The organism is Nocardioides sp. (assembly GCF_044226765.1).
Lineage (GTDB): Bacteria > Actinomycetota > Actinomycetes > Propionibacteriales > Nocardioidaceae > Nocardioides.
In genome coordinates, this window is the sequence record NZ_JBGAGJ010000003.1 from 470,637 (window position 1) to 487,522 (window position 16,886).

At 73.4% G+C, this 16,886-nt stretch carries 17 protein-coding genes; 6 read left to right on the plus strand and 11 right to left on the minus strand.

Annotated features, from left to right (window positions below; genetic code table 11):
* Window positions 1-4: 4 nt before the first annotated feature.
* From ACILRH_RS09855 to ACILRH_RS09865, 3 genes are read right to left on the minus strand one after another with little or no spacing between them, the layout of a single operon-like run.
* Window positions 5-505, minus strand: coding sequence for a flavodoxin family protein (locus ACILRH_RS09855; RefSeq protein WP_395692841.1), 501 nt, complete (start codon window positions 503-505; stop codon window positions 5-7).
* Window positions 506-518: 13 nt separating this feature from the next.
* Window positions 519-1,220, minus strand: a complete 702-nt coding sequence (locus tag ACILRH_RS09860) for a GAF and ANTAR domain-containing protein (protein ID WP_395692843.1) — start codon at window positions 1,218-1,220, stop codon at window positions 519-521.
* Window positions 1,217-2,023 (minus strand): sigma-70 family RNA polymerase sigma factor, encoded by an 807-nt coding sequence (locus ACILRH_RS09865; RefSeq protein WP_395692844.1) that lies wholly within the window; start codon window positions 2,021-2,023, stop codon window positions 1,217-1,219. The genes ACILRH_RS09860 and ACILRH_RS09865 overlap by 4 nt, the downstream gene beginning before the upstream one ends.
* Before the next feature lie 230 nt (window positions 2,024-2,253).
* Between ACILRH_RS09865 and ACILRH_RS09870 the strand changes: the two genes are divergently transcribed.
* Both ACILRH_RS09870 and leuA read left to right on the plus strand, forming a co-directional pair.
* Window positions 2,254-3,435 (plus strand): zinc-dependent alcohol dehydrogenase, encoded by a 1,182-nt coding sequence (locus ACILRH_RS09870; RefSeq protein ID WP_395692846.1) that lies wholly within the window; start codon window positions 2,254-2,256, stop codon window positions 3,433-3,435.
* Between the two features lie 168 nt (window positions 3,436-3,603).
* Window positions 3,604-5,322, plus strand: coding sequence for a 2-isopropylmalate synthase (leuA, locus tag ACILRH_RS09875; protein WP_395692848.1), 1,719 nt, complete (start codon window positions 3,604-3,606; stop codon window positions 5,320-5,322).
* On the opposite strand, the gene ACILRH_RS09880 is transcribed toward leuA, so the two are convergent.
* A complete protein-coding gene (locus ACILRH_RS09880; protein WP_395692850.1) occupies window positions 5,297-8,041 on the minus strand; it encodes an ATP-binding protein in 2,745 nt (914 codons plus the stop codon). The genes leuA and ACILRH_RS09880 overlap by 26 nt on opposite strands.
* Before the next feature lie 23 nt (window positions 8,042-8,064).
* Between ACILRH_RS09880 and ACILRH_RS09885 the strand changes: the two genes are divergently transcribed.
* Genes ACILRH_RS09885 through ACILRH_RS09895 form a run of 3 tightly spaced genes read left to right on the plus strand, consistent with a single transcriptional unit; the run spans window position 8,065 to window position 10,473 of the window.
* Window positions 8,065-8,922 (plus strand): alpha/beta fold hydrolase, encoded by an 858-nt coding sequence (locus ACILRH_RS09885; RefSeq protein ID WP_395692852.1) that lies wholly within the window; start codon window positions 8,065-8,067, stop codon window positions 8,920-8,922.
* 29 nt (window positions 8,923-8,951) lie between these two features.
* A complete protein-coding gene (recO, locus tag ACILRH_RS09890) occupies window positions 8,952-9,677 on the plus strand; it encodes a DNA repair protein RecO (protein WP_395692854.1) in 726 nt (241 codons plus the stop codon).
* A 25-nt stretch (window positions 9,678-9,702) separates the two neighbouring features.
* Window positions 9,703-10,473, plus strand: coding sequence for an isoprenyl transferase (locus tag ACILRH_RS09895; RefSeq protein WP_395692856.1), 771 nt, complete (start codon window positions 9,703-9,705; stop codon window positions 10,471-10,473).
* A gap of 3 nt (window positions 10,474-10,476) precedes the next feature.
* On the opposite strand, the gene ACILRH_RS09900 is transcribed toward ACILRH_RS09895, so the two are convergent.
* On the minus strand, window positions 10,477-11,118 hold the full coding sequence (locus ACILRH_RS09900) for a response regulator (protein ID WP_395692857.1): 642 nt from the start codon (window positions 11,116-11,118) through the stop codon (window positions 10,477-10,479).
* The gene (macS, locus tag ACILRH_RS09905; RefSeq protein ID WP_395692859.1) at window positions 11,115-12,269 is read right to left on the minus strand and encodes a MacS family sensor histidine kinase; all 1,155 of its coding nucleotides are present in this window, start codon (window positions 12,267-12,269) and stop codon (window positions 11,115-11,117) included. Before macS ends, ACILRH_RS09900 begins: the two co-directional genes overlap by 4 nt.
* Before the next feature lie 86 nt (window positions 12,270-12,355).
* Between macS and ACILRH_RS09910 the strand changes: the two genes are divergently transcribed.
* Complete coding sequence (locus tag ACILRH_RS09910) at window positions 12,356-12,646, plus strand: YiaA/YiaB family inner membrane protein (RefSeq protein WP_395692861.1); 291 nt, start codon at window positions 12,356-12,358, stop codon at window positions 12,644-12,646.
* Window positions 12,647-12,650: 4 nt separating this feature from the next.
* Here ACILRH_RS09910 and ACILRH_RS09915 read toward each other — a convergent pair whose 3' ends face one another.
* From ACILRH_RS09915 to ACILRH_RS09935, 5 genes are read right to left on the minus strand one after another with little or no spacing between them, the layout of a single operon-like run.
* A complete protein-coding gene (locus ACILRH_RS09915) occupies window positions 12,651-13,739 on the minus strand; it encodes a hypothetical protein (RefSeq protein WP_395692862.1) in 1,089 nt (362 codons plus the stop codon).
* Window positions 13,740-13,767: 28 nt separating this feature from the next.
* The gene (locus ACILRH_RS09920) at window positions 13,768-14,181 is read right to left on the minus strand and encodes a Fur family transcriptional regulator (RefSeq protein WP_395692863.1); all 414 of its coding nucleotides are present in this window, start codon (window positions 14,179-14,181) and stop codon (window positions 13,768-13,770) included.
* Entirely contained in the window at window positions 14,168-15,175 is a 1,008-nt protein-coding gene (locus ACILRH_RS09925) for a metal ABC transporter permease (protein WP_395692865.1), read from the minus strand. The genes ACILRH_RS09920 and ACILRH_RS09925 overlap by 14 nt, the downstream gene beginning before the upstream one ends.
* Window positions 15,172-15,975, minus strand: coding sequence for a metal ABC transporter ATP-binding protein (locus tag ACILRH_RS09930; RefSeq protein ID WP_395692866.1), 804 nt, complete (start codon window positions 15,973-15,975; stop codon window positions 15,172-15,174). The genes ACILRH_RS09925 and ACILRH_RS09930 overlap by 4 nt, the downstream gene beginning before the upstream one ends.
* Entirely contained in the window at window positions 15,972-16,868 is an 897-nt protein-coding gene (locus ACILRH_RS09935; RefSeq protein WP_395692868.1) for a metal ABC transporter substrate-binding protein, read from the minus strand. Before ACILRH_RS09935 ends, ACILRH_RS09930 begins: the two co-directional genes overlap by 4 nt.
* Window positions 16,869-16,886 lie beyond the last annotated feature (18 nt).

Below are 16,886 nucleotides of genomic sequence, written 5' to 3' on the forward strand. Positions count from 1 at the left end.
CTCGTCAGGGCATGAGCAGGGCGGCCAGCGTCGCACCGAGCTCGTACGCCGCCGCCTCGTGCGCGTCGTCGACATCGCCGACGACCTCCAGGACGTCGGCGGCCCGGGTCCACGGCAGCGCACCGGCGATGGTGAGCACCGAGCGCACCGCGCCCGTAGTGTCGTAGCGCCCGTGCACCCACAGGCCGAAGGGCCGCCGGCCGCCGGCCGGACCCTCCGCCGCCGACCCGTCGTCGGAGAGCGCCCCACCGGCCTGCAGGAAGACGGTGTCGAAGAAGTGCTTGAGAGCACCGCTCATGTAGCCGAAGTTGGCGGGGGTGCCGAGCAGGTAGCCGTCGGCCGCGAGGACGTCCTCGGCCGACGCCTCCAGGGCTGGCCGGACGACCACCTCGACACCCTCGATCACCTCGTCCCGGGTGCCCGCGAGCACCGCGTCGGTCAGCGTCCGCAGCGAGGTCGTGGGGGAGTGGTGCACCACGAGGAGCCGGGCCGCCGACGTCGCCATGGTGCCCAGGCTGTCATCCCAGGTCGTCGAGCGGCAGCCGGCGGGTCTCGGCGACGGCCCGGGCGACGTCGCGGAGCTTGAGGTTGCGGTCGTTGGAGTAGCGGTGCAGCACCTCGAACGCGCGCTCGTAGGAGACGTCGTACTGCGCCGCCAGCACGCCCTGGGCGATGCCGATGAGGTGCCGCGACTCGAGGGCGGCCCGCAACCCGGTGACGAGCCGGGCCTTGCTCATCGCCTCAGTGGCGTGGGAGGCGAAGATCGATGCGATGACGCCGGCCTCTCCCGCGAAGTTGTCCGGCTTCTCGGAGTAGAGGTTGAGCGCCCCGAGGGTCTCCTCCCCGGTCGACAGCCGCACGGCCATGACGGACGCCACGCCGAGCGCACGCGCCTCGTCCGACCACCGTGGCCAGCGCCGGTCGGTGCCGGTGTCGTCGACGACGACGACGTTCTCGCGCTCGAAGGCTGCGTCCAGGCACGGGCCCGCACCGAGGGCGTACTGCACGGTGTCGAGCCGCTCCACGAGCTGGTCGGTCGCCGCGACCGTCTCCGCGCGTCCTCGCCGGCGGCGCAGGGTGATCCCGGCATGCACGCACCCGGGCACCATCGATACGGCTCGCTTGACCACCGCCTCGAACGTGAGCTCCTCACTGGACTCGCTGAGCAGCTCGCCGCTGACGTGGGCGAACTGGGCGGCGAGCTCTCTCTCCTGGGTCATCCGGCCTCCTGCAACTCCTCGCGCAACGAGCCCAGGATCCGGGTGAGCAGTCGCGAGACCTGCATCTGGGTCACCCCGAGGTCGCGGCCGATCTCCTCCTGGGTGCGGTCCTCGAAGAACCGGAGGTAGAGGATCCTCCGGTCGCGCTCGGACAGGCGGCGCACGACGGGGGCGAGCGTCACGCGGGCCTCGCTGGCGTGGACGTCGTGGTCGTCGTCGGCGATCAGGTCGCCCACCGCGGCCGCGGCGCCGTCGCCGACCGGCTGGTCGAGCGACGCCGGCTGGAAGCAGCCGAATGCCGCCACCGCCTCGCGGTACTCCTCGACCGGCACGTCGATGTCCGCGGCGATCTCCTCGGGCTCCGGGTCGCGGCCAAGGCTCATGCTGAGCCGGTCGACGGCCTGGTTGACCCGCCACTGGGTCTCCTGGACCCGGCGGGGCGGGCGGACCGTCCAGCCCTGGTCACGGAAGTAGCGCTGCAGCTCGCCGCGGATGGTGGGGACGGCGTAGGTGAGCAGGTCGTTGCGCAGGGTGGGGTCGAAGCGGCTGACCGCCTTGGTCAGGCCCTCGAACGCGACCTGGTGCAGGTCCTCCAGCGGCACGCCGCGGTTGCGGTACCGGGAGGCGACCGCCTCGGCGACGCCACGGTTGATGACGATGACCTGCTCGCGCAGCGCGGCCGCCTCCTCGCGGTCGTCGCAGCGGTGGGCCGCCCGGAGGAGGACCGCGGTCTGCTCCGAGCGCTCGCTGCGGGTCAGCCCGCAGTCGTAGTCGGTGGTGGATCTGGGCGTGGGGGTGACCATATGGCGACTCCATCCCGAGAGCGATGGTGCGCCTTGCCGTGTTCTCCAGCAAGGAGGGGTCGTCCGGTGTCTCCCTTGCGACGCTACCCGGCAGCGCCGGCCACGCAAGGCCCTCGAGACCGGGCCGTGTCCTCGACGTACCCGCCGCGTCCGCTCCCTAACCCGTTTCTCCCACCCACCGGGGGATACCTCCCCGGTGACCGGACCACGAGTGCAACGGGAGGAAACCAGTGAAGGCAGTGACCTGGCAGGGCCGGATGGACATGCGCGTCGAGGAGGTCCCCGACCCCGCGATCCAGGAGCCGACCGACGCGATCGTGCGGATCACCACGACCGGGCTCTGCGGGTCCGACCTGCACCTCTACGACCCGCTGACCCCGTTCATGACCCCCGGCGACGTCGTGGGTCACGAGCCGATGGGGATCGTCGAGGAGGTCGGTCCCGCGGTCACGGCGCTGCGGCCCGGCGACCGGGTGGTGGTGCCATTCAACGTCAGCTGCGGCTCGTGCTGGATGTGTGACCAGCACCTCTACAGCCAGTGCGAGACGACCCAGAACCGCGACCACGGCACCGGCGCCAGCCTGTTCGGCTACAGCAAGCTCTACGGGCAGGTCCCAGGCGGCCAGGCGGAGCTCCTGCGGGTGCCGTTCGCCGACTTCCTCCCGGTCAAGGTCCCCGAGGGCCCGAGCGACGACCGGTTCGTCTATCTCTCCGACGTGCTCCCCACGGCCTGGCAGGGGGTCGCCTACGCCGACGTCCCCGACGGCGGGACCCTGCTGGTGCTGGGCGCCGGCCCGGTCGGTGACATGGCGGCCCGGATCGCCCTGCACCAGGGCGCGCGGGTCATCGTCGTGGACCAGGTGCCCGAGCGGCTGGCGCGGGTCGCCGCGCGCGGCGCGGAGACCATCGACTTCTCGGCCGTCGACGACGTCCCGGCGGCCGTCCGGGACCTCACCGGCGGGCGCGGGGCCGACGCCGTCCACGAGGCGGTCGGCATGGAGGCGCACGGCTCACCGGTCGCCGAGACCGCCCAGAAGTCGCTGCGGTTCCTGCCGAAGAAGGTCCAGGAGCTGATGATGACCACCATGGGCGTCGAGCGGCTCGAGGCGCTGTACACGGCGTTCGAGGCCGTGCGGCGCGGCGGCACGGTGTCGATCTCCGGCGTGTACGGCGGGGCGGCCGACCCGATCCCGATGATGCAGATCTTCGACAAGCAGCTGCAGCTGCGCATGGGCCAGGCCAACGTGCGCCGGTGGACCGACGAGATCCTGCGGGTCCTGGAGAAGGACGAGGACGTGCTGGGCGTCGAGGACTTCGCGACCCACCGGCTGCCGCTGGACGCCGCCCCCGAGGCGTACCGGAAGTTCCGGGACAAGGAGGACGGCATGGTCAAGGTGCTGTTCCAGCCCTGAGCCGGCCCGGCACGTCGGGTGGCCGGTGCGCTAGGGTAGGCCGCGTCATGATGCGCAGCCTCCTCCTTCGCTGCCGCAGCGGGGTCTCGTAGAGCCGGACCTCCTCGCTGCGGGGTGAGTGTGTGCGCCGGCCTCCCGACGAGCACCCGAGAGCACGGAGCAGGACCCATGACGATTCCCCAGCAGAAGCCGAGCGGCATGCCTTACGAGCGCTACCGCCCGTTCCCCCCGATCGACCTGCCGGACCGCACCTGGCCGTCCGCGGTGATCACCGAGGCGCCGCGCTGGCTCTCGACCGACCTGCGCGACGGCAACCAGGCGCTCATCGACCCGATGAGCCCCGCGCGCAAGATGAAGATGTTCGAGCTGCTCGTGAGGATGGGCTACAAGGAGATCGAGGTCGGCTTCCCGTCGGCGAGCGAGACCGACTTCTCCTTCGTCCGCCAGCTCATCGAGGGCGACCACATCCCCGACGACGTCACGATCTCGGTGCTCACCCAGGCCCGCGAGGACCTCATCGAGCGCAGCGTGCAGTCGCTGGTCGGCGTACCCCGAGCCAACATCCACCTCTACAACGCGCTGGCGCCGCTGTTCCGCCGCGTGGTGTTCCGTGCGAGCAGGGACGAGGTCAAGGACATCGCCGTGCGGGGCACCGAGCTCGTGATGAAGCACGGTGACGCCCACCTCGACATGACCGTCATCGGCTACGAGTACAGCCCGGAGATCTTCACCAGCACCGAGCTGCCGTTCTCGGTCGAGGTCTGCGAGGCCGTCTCCGACGTCTGGCAGCCCGAGGACGGCCGCGAGATCATCCTGAACCTGCCGGCCACGGTCGAGGTCGCCACGCCCAACGTGTACGCCGACCAGATCGAGTGGTTCGGCCGGCAGCTCACGCGCCGGCAGAACACCGTCATCTCGCTGCACCCGCACAACGACCGCGGCACCGCGGTCGCGGCCACCGAGCTGGCGATGATGGCCGGGGCGGACCGGGTCGAGGGCTGCCTCTTCGGCCACGGCGAGCGCACCGGCAACGTCGACCTGGTGACGCTGGCGATGAACCTGTTCAGCCAGGGGGTCGACCCGATGGTCGACGTCTCCGACATCGACGAGGTCCGCCGCACGGTCGAGTACTGCACCAACCTGCCGGTCCACCCGCGGCACCCGTACGCCGGCGACCTGGTCTACACGGCGTTCTCCGGCTCCCACCAGGACGCGATCAAGAAGGGTCTGGAGGACCTCGACCGGCAGGCCACCGAGCAGGGGGTGCCGGTCCACACGCTGCCGTGGGAGGCGCCGTACCTGCCCATCGACCCCCACGACGTCGGTCGCACCTACGAGGCCGTGATCCGGGTCAACAGCCAGTCGGGCAAGGGCGGGGTGGCCTACATCCTCAAGGCCGAGCACAAGCTGGACCTGCCGCGGCGCGCGCAGATCGAGTTCAGCCGCGTGGTCCAGGAGCGCACCGACGCGGAGGGCGGCGAGATGACCGCCGACGAGATCTGGGAGGTCTTCTCCTCCGAGTACCTCGACCGTGAGGCGCCGCTGAAGCTGAACTCCGTCCACACCTCGTCGGCGGCCGGCCAGAAGGACGCCCTTGACGTCAACGTGTACGTCGACGGCGAGCTGCGGTCGCTGCACGGCGAGGGCAACGGACCGATCGCGGCGTTCGTCAACGCGGTCAACGAGCTGCCGCACGAATTCGACGTGCGCGTCCTCGACTACGCCGAGCACGCCCTGTCCGCCGGCGGGGACGCGCTCGCCGCGGCGTACGTCGAGTGCCTCGTGCGCGACCGGACCTACTGGGGCGTCGGGGTGGACGCGAACATCGTCACGGCGTCGCTCAAGGCCGTCATCAGCGCGGTCAACCGCGCACCAGCGGGAGCCTGATCGTCACGGTCGTGCCCTCCAGGTGGGCGGACCGCACCTCGATCCGCCCACCGTGGGCAGCCACGATCGCGCCGACGATGGACAGGCCCAGGCCGGTGCCCTGGATGGCGCGCTGCTGCGCGGTGCTGGACCGGAAGAACCGCTCGAAGAGCCGATCCTGCTCCTCGACAGGGATGCCGATGCCGGTGTCGGTCACCGACAGGCACGCCTCCCGGTCCGCGACGGTGAGGCTCACCGTGATCCGTCCGCCGTCGTCGGTGAACTTGACCGCGTTGCTGAGCAGGTTCGTCAGCGCCCGCTCGAGCTGCACGCGGTCGCCGGCCACGAGGACCGGGTCGTCGGGCGCCTGCAGGTCGAGGGTGAGGTCGCGACGGGCGAGCTGCGCGCGGACGGCGTCCTCCGCCGCCGGCAGCACCGAGCGCAGGTCGAGGGGGTCGTGCTCCCAGGCGGTGGTGGCGGTGTCCAGGCCGGCCAGGGTGAGCAGGTCGTCGCACAACATGATCAGCCGGTGGCCGTTGCGGGCGATGCTCTCCAGGAGCGGCCGCTGCTCCTCGGCCGGCGCGACGACCGAGCCGTCCTCGAGGACCTCGGTGTAGCCGACGATGCTCGTCACGGGGGTCCGCAGCTCGTGGCTGACCGTCGAGACGAACTCGTTCTTGGCGGCGTCCACCTCGCGCATCCGCTGGACCGCCTCGCGCTCCTTCTCCAGGGCGGTGATCAGCATCTCCTGCCCGGCCCGCGCCTCCGCGACGTCGCGCCCCACGCACAGGTAGCCGGCGGCGGCGGCGATCCGGTCCGCCGCGACGCTCAGGGTCATCGCGACGGTGTGCCGCCGGCCCTCGGCGCCGATCCACGTCCAGTCGCGCTCGGCGGTCCCGCCCCCCAGCTCGATCCCGTCCACGAGCGCGGCGAACGCCTCCTCGCCGGTCCTCCCACCGCAGCGCCGGACCACCTCCTCGGGGTCGAGCAGGTCCACGAAGGGCCTGCCGACCGTGTCCTGGGCGTCCAGGCCGAGCAGGTTGACCGCCCCTGCGTTGAAGACCGTGATCAGGCCCCGCCGGTCGATGCCGATCAGCGCCGTGGTGACCGCGGCCTCGAGGAGGTGCCGGTTCAGGCCGGCGTGGGCGCGCTCGGCGGTGAGGTCGGTGCCGGTGAGCACCACGTGGGTGGGACGGTCGCGCTCGTCGCGGACGTAGCCCGTCTTCCACAGGACGCGCCGACGCCGACCGGTCCGGGTGACCACGTCGGTCTCCCGGCTGACCTGCGCGTGGGCGTCGTCGGGCAGGCCCGCCGGGTAGCCGCTGGAGCCCGGCGGCGCGAAGGGGAGGTCCCAGACCTCGGTGCCGACCAGCTCGTCCTCGGCGAAGCCCGTGAGGGCGAGGGTGGCGCCGTTGACCCGCAGCACCTCTCCGTGCAGGTCGGCCACGAGGATCATCGCCGCCGTCGTGTCGAGGGTGGCGCTGGTGAGCTTCTCGGCCGCCTCGACCCGGTGCCGGGCCTGCACCTCGGCCGTCACGTCGAGCAGCTGCGCGGCGTACGTCGGGACCGGGTCGGTCGTGAGCAGCGACACGGCGACCTCCACCCGGGTCCCCGGCCGACCGCGCACCCCGGTCTGGGCCGTCCACCCGTCGAGCTCACCGGCCACGAGGCGGGCAGCGACCAGGTCGAAGGGCTCGGTCGTCTCGAGCACCTGGTCGAGCCGGCGTCCCAGCGTGTCGGCCGGGAGCAGTCGCGCTGCCGCGTCGTTCAGGTCGGTGACCTCGAGCCCCTCACCGTCGTGACCGCGGATCAGCAGCATGCCGACGACGGACTCGGTGAAGTTGCGGCGGAAGAGCCGCTCGGAGCGCCGCCGCTGCTCCGTGGCGATCGCGAGCGGGAGCGACATCAGCGCCGCGGCCACGACGTACGCCTGCACCTCGGAGCCGAGACCGGTCGACGTCAGCTCCCCCCGGCTGCGGTCGAACCCGAACGTCCCCCAGTCCTGGAAGCTCGTCACCATCACCGCGACGCCGAAGCCGGCCACCTCCCAGGCGACGACCCGCACGTCGAAGCGCAGGGCGGCCCAGACCAGCAGGGGGAGCGGGAGGAAGTCGAGCGTGAGGGTCTGGTGCGGCCCGAACACCACCAGTGTCGCGACCACCAGCGCGGCGAGCTGCGCGGTCAGCTCCCACGGGGCCTCCCGCCAGACCCGGCCGCGAGGCGCCGTGGCGAGCGGCACGATCACCAGGATCGCGGTGGCGTGCGAGGCGGCCACGACCCGCCAGGTCTGGGTGAAGGACCCGTCGCCGAGCACCTGGGCGCCGGTCGCCGCGAGGGTGGCGATGGTCAGCCCGCCGAGAACGGCGCCGGTGAGGAGCCGGAGGAAGGCCTCGATGGTGGAGAGCTCGTCCAGCGTGTCGCGGTCGCGCAGCAGGTAGGCGGCCACGACGAGCGCCTCGACCGCGTTCGCGACGGCGTACCAGACCGACAGGTCGGCCGGGCGGCCGCCGAGGAGGTTCGCGAGCAGCCCGACGGCCACGATCGCGGGCACCCAGACCCACCAGGAGCGGCGGGAGGTGCGGCCGAGCAGGACGACCGCGATGCCGGCCCCCGGCCACCACGACGCGGCGGCCGAGGCCACCGGCGCCCAGCGGATGGCGGCGACGCCGCTCACCAGGACGGCGAGCAGCAGCAACCCTGCGGCGGGCCACGACATCCGGGCACGGCCCACCGTCGACATGCGGGGCAGCCTAGGGTGATCCCATGTTGGTGTCGGAGAGGATCGGCCAGTTCTTCGTCGCGTCGGACGGTGGTCGAGACCGGTTGGAGTTCACCGAGTACGGCGCCGGGGACGCGTGGGTGGTGCTGGTGCCCGCCGAGCTCGCCCCTCGCCGGATGCTGCAGCCCCTGGCGCACACCCTCGCCGCCGAGGGCCTGCACGTGGTGACGCTGGACCTGCTGGGGCACGGCCGGTCGGACCGGCCGGCCGACCCGCACGCCTACTCGGTCACCGAGTTCGCCGAGCAGGTGGTGGCGCTGCTGGACCACCTGGGCGCGCCGCAGGCCGTCGTCGGCGGTGCCTCCCTGGGCGCCAACGTGGCGCTCGAGGTCGCCGTGGTCGCGCCCACCCGGGTGCGCGGGCTGATCCTCGAGGCGCCCGTGCTCGACCACGGGGTCGAGGCGAGCATCGCGGTCTACGCGCCCCTCCTGCTCACCGCGCGGCTGCTCCCGGCCTCGGTCGCCGCGCTGCGGGTCCTGACCCGTCAGGTGCCCCGGGGCATCGTCCCGTTCTGGGCGGGCGTCGCGCTCGACGCCTGCGACCAGCGGGCCGGTGCGCTCGCCGCGCTGCTCCACGGACTGTTCTTCGGCCGCGCGGCGCCCCCGGCGAAGGAGCGGCGGCGGATCACCGTCCCCGCGCTGGTCGTCGGCCACCCCTACGACCCCGTCCGCCCGATGGCCGACGCGGTGGCGCTCGCCGACGAGCTGCCCCACGGCACGTTCGTGCGGGCGCGCAGCGCCCTGGAGTGGCGCCTGCGACCCGAGCGCCTGGACCGGGCCGCCGTCGGCCTGGCGGTCGGCTGCTGGAAAGGCTCACGGCGCCGCCGCCGCGCCGGAGCCTGACGCCACCGCCGACCGGGCACAATGGGGCGGTGCTCTACCGCGACGAGGCGATCGTGCTGCGCACCCACAAGCTGGGGGAGGCCGACCGCATCATCACCCTGCTGACCCGGTCCCACGGCCGGGTGCGCGCGGTCGCGCGCGGGGTGCGCCGGACGACCTCGCGGTTCGGGTCGCGGCTCGAGCCGTTCACGCACGTGGACCTGCAGCTGGCCGAGGGTCGCAACCTCGACACGATCACCCAGGCCGAGACGCTGACGCCGTTCTCCAAGGGCCTCGGCCTCGACTACGACCGCTACACCGCCGGCACCGTGATGCTCGAGACCGCTGACCGGCTGGTCCCGGTCGAGCGCGAGCCGGCCGTGCAGCAGTTCCTGCTGCTCGTGGGCGGCCTGCGCGCCATGGTCGCCGAGGAGCACGGGCCCGGCCAGGTGCTCGACTCCTACCTGTTGCGCTCGCTCGCGGTCGCGGGCTGGGCGCCGTCGTTCGACCACTGTGCCCGGTGCGGGCTGGAGGGCCCGCACCGCTGGTTCAACCCGTCGATGGGCGGGGTGATCTGCACGACCTGCCGGGTCCCCGGCTCCGCGAGCCCCGCCCCGGAGACGATCGCCCTCCTCGGCGCGCTCCTCGCCGGTGACTGGCCGGTCGTCGACGGCGCCCACCCGCGCCAGCTCAAGGAGGCCAGCGGCCTGGTCGCCGCCTACCTCGCGTGGCACCTCGAGCGCGGGCTGAAGTCGCTGGCGTACGTCGAGCGCTGAGCCGGCCGGACTAGGCTCGAGCACCGTGAGACGCGCCGTACGCCGCCCGGACCCGCACCCGTCCGGCGCCCGCCCCCCGGCGGTCCCGAAGGAGCTGGTGCCCCGGCACGTCGCGATCGTCATGGACGGCAACGGTCGCTGGGCCAAGGAGCGCGGGCTGCCGCGCACCAGGGGCCACGAGCAGGGCGAGCACTCGCTCTTCGACGTCGTCGAGGGGGCGATCGAGATCGGCGTCAAGGCCATCTCCGCCTACGCGTTCTCGACCGAGAACTGGTCGCGCTCGCCCGACGAGGTCAGGTTCCTCATGGGCTTCAACCGCGACGTCATCCGGCGCCGACGCGACGAGATGCACGAGCTCGGCGTCCGCGTCCGCTGGGCCGGCCGGGCGCCCCGGCTGTGGAAGTCGGTCATCAAGGAGCTCCAGGTCGCGGAGGAGCTGACCCGCGACAACGACGTCCTCACGCTGACGATGTGCGTCAACTACGGCGGCCGTGCCGAGATCGCCGACACCGCTCGCGCGATCGCCCGGGAGGTCGCCGCGGGCCGGCTGGACCCCGAGAAGGTCGACGAGCGGACCTTCGCCCGCCACCTCTACGTCCCCGAGGTCGCCGACGCCGACCTGGTCTGGCGCACCTCGGGGGAGCAGCGGCTGTCGAACTTCATGCTCTGGCAGGCGGCGTACGCCGAGCTCGTCTTCACCGACGTGCTCTGGCCCGACGTCGACCGCCGCCACCTGTGGGACGCGATCGACCGCTACGCCCGCCGGGACCGCCGCTACGGCGGAGCCCAGGTCTGAGCGCTACTCGTCCAGCCCCTGCTCGATCGCGTAGCGCGTCAGCTCCACGCGATTGTGCATCTGCAGCTTGCGCAAAGTGTTCTGCACGTGGTTCTGGACGGTCCGGTGGGAGAGCACCAGCCGGTCGGCGATCTGGCGGTACGACAGGCCCTTGGCGACCATCCGCAGCACCTCGGTCTCGCGCTCGGTCAGCCGTGGCTCGTCGGGCTCGCGCTGGAACTCCCCGAGCACCAGCCCCGCGAGGCCCGGGGTGAAGACCGGGTCGCCGGCAGCGACCCGGCGTACGGCGTCGAGCAGCTCCTCCCGCGAGGCGGACTTCACCAGGTAGCCGGTCGCGCCGGCCTTCACCGCCGCCAGCACGTCGGCCTGCTCGCCCGACGCCGACAGGATCAGCACCCGCGCTCCCGGGTCCTGCTCGGCGATCGCGGCCGTGACCGCGACCCCGTCGGGCTCGGGGATCTGCAGGTCGAGGACCACGACCTGGGGGCGCGCGGCCGTGAAGCGCACCAGCGCCTCGCGCCCGGTGGCGGCGACGGCGACGACGTCGAGGCCGGCGGCGGCCAGGTCGCGCTCGACGGCGTCGCGCCACATCGGGTGGTCGTCGACGACCATGACCCGGACGGGCGCGCCGGTCGGCTCGGTCATGACGGTGCCTCCTCGGTCTTCGGGACGACGAGCTCCCACTCGGTGCCGACCGTGCTGCTGACGAGCTCGGCGCTGCCTCCCAGGTCGTGGATGCGGCCCCGGATGGACTCCGCGACGCCGAGCCGGCCCTGGCGCTGCGCCTCCGTGAGCCGGCCGGCCGGGATCCCGGGCCCCTCGTCGCGGACGGACACCTCGACGCGGTCGGGCAGGTCCTGGAGCAGCACCCAGGCGGGCGCGTCCTCTCCCACGTGCCGGCGGACGTTGTCCAGGCAGGCGCGAGTGGCGGCGACGACCTCCCGCGCGGTCGCGGCCGGCAGCCGGACCGGAGCACCCGGCCCGGACACCGTCACGGCTCCGTGCTCGAGGAGCGCGAGCTCCGCGCCGAGGTCGACCCAGGGCCCCGGGTCGGCGGTCACCGCGTCCTGGGCGCGGATCAGGCTGCGCAGCTCGCGCTCCTGCTCGCCGGCCAGGCGCCCGAGCTCGGCCGCGTCACCCCCCAGCTCCTGGCCGCGGCGCTGCACCAGGGCCAGCACCTGGAGCACGCCGTCGTGGACGACCCTCGCCAGCCGGGCGCGCTCGGCGGCGGCCACGGCCTCCCGCTCGGCGACGTCGCGCTCGGTCGCCATCCGCTGCAGCGAGTCGCACATGAAGCCCACGATCGAGCCGCCGAGGACGAGGAGGAACGCGTTGCCGTAGTCCGACGGGTCGATGCTCTGGCGCTGCAGGTCGGCGCCGGCGAGCATCAGGCCGGCGACCAGCCCGCCCGGCAGCCGGTACTGCACCGCCCAGGCGAACAGGGCGCCCATCACCCAGAAACCGGGCACGCTCGGCGCGTCCGGGCCGGCGACCCACGGGGTGACGGCCAGCAGCGCCACGGCGACCGCCAGGTCCGCGACGAGCAGCGGCAGGCCACGACGCCGCTGGTCGGCGTACGCCCAGGTGGCGACGCCGGTCCACACGGCCATCACCACCAGGCAGCCCGCGGCGGCCGCGGGCCGCGCGAGCTCCTCGTGCCGCACGGCGGTGAGCACCACCGCGTTGACCAGGAGGACGACGCGGAGGACGGCCAGCGCACGGAAGAGCTGGTCCTTGATCGCGATCGACGCGGGCGAGGTCCACGAGCCCATGCCCCGACTCAGCTCCCGCCTCACGAGGAGGAGTCTCGCAAACGCTCCGCACCGACCACCTGAGTACGCGTGCGGATGCCGTCGTGTCCGCGAGCCCCGAGGCTCGAGGCATGGAATCCCAGGCTCCCACCTCGAAGACCACGACCGCCTTCTACGCGCAGTCCGCCGCCGCCTTCGGGCTCGCGCTGCTCACGCTGCTGATCGCGATCTACTACCTGCCTGCCGACGGCTGGCCCAAGGCGTTCCTCGCCCTCGGCACGCTCTTCCTCACGACCTCGGCGTTCAGTCTCGCCAAGTGCGTGCGCGACGCCCAGGAGAGCCAGTACGTCGTCTCGCGGCTCGACCAGGCGCGCGTCGACCGCATCCTCGCCGACCACGACCCCTGGAAGCAGGCCGGCTGACGGCTCAGCCCGCGATCGGGGCGGAGTGCCGCACGACGAGCGGCAGGACCGGCACGCCGTCGCTCCAGCGACCCAGGCCGCGGTGGCCGGCCAGCCGCGCGGGTCCCCAGGGCGACCGGGTGCCGTGGAGCGCGTCGGAGCGGGTCGCGTCCCACACTCGCCAGCAGAAGTTCCAGTCGTAGGCGTCGGCCTGGCCCGGACCGGCCGCGCAGACCCCGTGCGCCGACGACAGGAGCGGGGCGCCGTGGGTGTCGGTCCGGGTGAGGACCAGGACCTTCTGCGCGCGGGGGATGCTCGTCAGCCGCGGGAACACCGCGTTGCAGCTGGACCGGGCCTTGCCGGGCTCGCTGATGACGCCGTCGGCCCCGGAGTGGCACACGAACCGGGTGCTGCGGGGGATGCCCGCGAGGTCGTCGTCGAGGGCCGGCTCGCCCGCGCCGGCCAGCCCGCCGTCGTGCGGGTCGTCGAGGAAGATCGCCCGCGGTCGCGGCAGGGACAGCTCGCGCCAGCGGTTCGCCAGGTCCGCGGTGATGATCCCGCCGAAGGAGAAGCCGAACCAGCTCGCCTGGCCCAGCCGGGGCTGGACCCAGGCCGGGTGGGCCGCGAGGAACCGCAGGCCGCCGCGGATCCCGGCGGTCGCCGAGTCCAGGCAGGGGGCGATGTCGTAGGGCCCCGGGCACGGGGTCGCGACGTCGGTCTGCCAGCGCGGGTAGATCACCACGTTGCCGGCGAGCACGGTGTGCCGGACCAGCGCGGCCAGCTGCCGGTAGCCCCAGTACTCGAAGTACCCGTGCATCACGATCACCAGCGGGAGGCTGCGCGGCATCGGGCCGCGCTCGGACCCGGCCGGGGCGAAGACGTAGAACCCGTCCACCCCCGCACCGCCCCGGCCGACCCGCATCTCGGCGTAGCGCGTCGCGGTGCCGCCGGGACCGCTGGTGGGTGCCGGTGGCTGCTGCGGCGGTGCGGGGGCGGCCCGGCCGATCGGCATCGCGACGACGGTGAGGACGGCGGTGAGGAGCGCGGCCAGGCCGGCCCGCACCGGGATCGAGGCGCGCGGACGACGGCGTACGACGGTGGGGCCTGCCGGCACGTCCAGCACGCTAGCGCAGGTCGGTCGGTCAGCTCCGGCACTCCGCGCAGGTCCCGAAGATCTCCAGCGTGTGGCTGACGTCGTCGTAGCCGTGCTCCGCGGCGATCGAGCGGGTCCAGCGCTCGACCGCCGGACCCTCGACCTCCACGGTGCGGCCGCAGCCGCGGCAGACCAGGTGGTGGTGGTGCGTGTCGGAGCAGCGGCGGTAGATCGCCTCGCCGTCCTCGGTGCGCAGGACGTCGACCTCGCCGGCGTCCGCGAGCCGTTGGAGCGTGCGGTAGACGGTCGCGAGCCCGACCGGGTCGCCCCGGCGGCTGAGCAGGTCGTGGATCTCCTGGGCGGACCGGAAGTCGTCGAACGACGCGAGCGCGTCCGCGACGGCGCGCCGCTGACGGGTGGGCCGCATGCCCGGGCCGGCGGACGAGGGGTCAGTGCTCGTCATAGTGCCTCCCGTGCTCGGCATGGCGGTGCCCGTCGTGCACGTAGTCGACGTGGTCGCCGTGCGGCACGGCCACGTGGCCGCAGTCGGCGCCGTGCTGGTGCGGGTGGTCGCCGCTCTCGTGGTGGGCGACCGCGTCGACCACCGGGAACGGCTCCCGCAGCCGCCGTCGCGACCGCAGCCACACGCCGAGCGGCCACGCCACCACGAAGCCGGCGAGCGCCAGCAGCACGATGGTCGGACCCGGTGCGACGCGGGTGCCGGCCGGTGCTCCCGCCGAGAGCAGCAGCCCGCCGATGGACGCCAGCGTGCCCAGCACCATCGCGGCAGCGAGCGTCGTGCGGAACGTCCGGCTCACCTGCTGGGCGGTCGCCACGGGGACGACCATCAGCGCGGAGACCAGCAGCAGGCCGACCGTACGCATCGCGACCGTGACGCTGACCGCGGCGAGCACCGCGACCAGCAGGTTGTAGACGCGGATCCGCAGCCCGGCGACCTGGGCGAACTCCTGGTCGTGCGCGACCGCGAAGAGCTGCGGGGCCAGCCCGACGCAGACGACCACGACGACCGCGGCCAGCACCATCGTCACGACCACGTCGCTGGCGGAGATCGTCGTGATGGAGCCGAAGAGGTACTGCTGAAGCCGCGCCCCGCTCTGCCCGGCCAGGCCGGTGATGAGCACGCCCCCGGCCAGGCCGCCGTAGAAGAGCAGGGCGAGCGCGACGTCGCCGTTGGCGTGGCCGCGCTCACGGATCACCTCGATCACCACGGCACCCACGACGGCGACCCCGACCGCGGTCCAGGTGGGGGAGAGGCCGGTGAGCAGGCCGATCGCGACACCGGTCACGGCCACGTGACCGATCCCGTCACCCATCAGGGCCAGGCGTCGCTGCACCAGGTAGGTGCCGACGGCGGGGGCGGCGATGCCGGTGAACACCGCGGCGAGCAGGGCCCGCTGCATGAAGGGCAGCCGGAGCAGGTCGAGGTAGTCGCTCATCGGCCGTCCCCCTCGATGACCGACGCGATATGGGGCGCATGGTCGTGGCGCGCGGGCTCGGGGTGGTGGTGCTGGTGGCCGTCGAGGTGGGCGGTCGCCACCTCCTCGCTGGCCAGGGGTGGCCCGTCGTACGCCACGCGACCGTCGCGCATGACCACGGCCCGGTCGATCAGCGGCGCCATCGGGCCGAGCTCGTGGGCGACCAGCACGATCGTCGCGCCCCGCGACGAGAGGGTGGCCAGGGTGTCGGCCAGGACCTGTTGGTTGGGGAGGTCGACGCCCGCGGTCGGCTCGTCGAGGAAGAACAGCTCGGGCTCCCCGGCGAGCGCCCGGGCGATCAGCACGCGCTGCTGCTGACCGCCGGAGAGCGATGAGACGCCGTCACGCGCCCGGTCGGCGAGGCCGACGACCTCGAGGGCCGCGTCGATCGCCCGCCGGTCCTGGCGACCCAGGGGGCGCAGCAGGCGGCGCCGGGGGAGCCGCCCGGAGGCGACGACCTCCCACACCGAGGCCGGTACGCCGGACCCGGCGCCGCCGCGCTGCGGGACGAACCCCACCCGCTGCCAGTCGTCGAAGTCCGCGAGAGGGGTGCCGAAGAGCCGGACGGAGCCGGTGGCGAGGGGGCGGAGCCCGGTGAGCGCGCGCACGAGCGTGGACTTGCCCGAACCGTTGGCGCCCATCAGCGCGACGAACTCGCCCGCGTCGACCCGGAGGTCGACGGTGCGCAGGACCGGCCGGCCGGCGATCGCCACCGCCGCGTTGGTCATCTCCACGACCGGGTCGTTCGGGTGCTCGGTCAACAGCCGTTCGCCTCCTCCAGGGCCGCGAGGTTCGCCCGCATCAGCGAGAGGTAGTCCTCGTCGGCCGTCTCGTCGGTCAGACCCTCGATCGGGTCGAGCACGGCGCTGCGAGCCCCGGTGTCGTGGGCCAGCTGCTCGGCGACCGCCGGGCTGACCAGGGACTCGGAGAACACGGTCGTGACCCCCTCGGTGCGGATCAGCTCCTGCAGGTGCTGGAGGTCGGCCGGCGTCGGCTCGGAGTCCGGGGAGAGGCCGAGGATGGTCTCCATCCGCAACCCGTAGCGCTGCAGGTAGCCGAACGCGTCGTGGCTCACGACGACCGTGTCGCGCTCGCAGCCGGCCAGCCCCGAGGCGTACGACCGGTCGAGGGCCTCGAGGTCGCCGCGCAGGTCGGCGGCGTTCGCCCGGTAGTCGGCCGCGTTCGACGGGTCGACGTCGGCGAGCCGCTCGGCGACCGCGTCGGCGACGTCGGCCAGGAGGAGCGGGTCCTGCCAGAAGTGCGGGTCGTCCTCGGGGGAGTCGACCCCGTGCTCGCGGAACGGGACGAGCGAGACGACGTCGGCGGCGTCGAGGACCTCGCCCTCGGCGTTCTCGTCGACGGTGTCGTCGACGGCCGGCTGGAACCCGCGCTCGTAGAGCACCAGGTCTGCCTGCGCCACCTCGGCGGTCTCCCGGACCGTCGGCTCGAGGTCGTGCGGCTCGCCGCCGGGTGCGGTCAGGTTCTCGACCTCCACGTGGTCGCCGCCCACCCGCTCCGCCACGAACGCGAGGGGGTAGAACGCCGCGGCGACCTGCACGCCGTTGTCCAGCCCGACCGAGTCGTCGGTGAACGCCGCGCAGCCGCTCACCAGCGACGCGCTCACCAGCAGGGCAGGGAGGGCGACGCGCTTCATGAGAACGATTCTCACCTC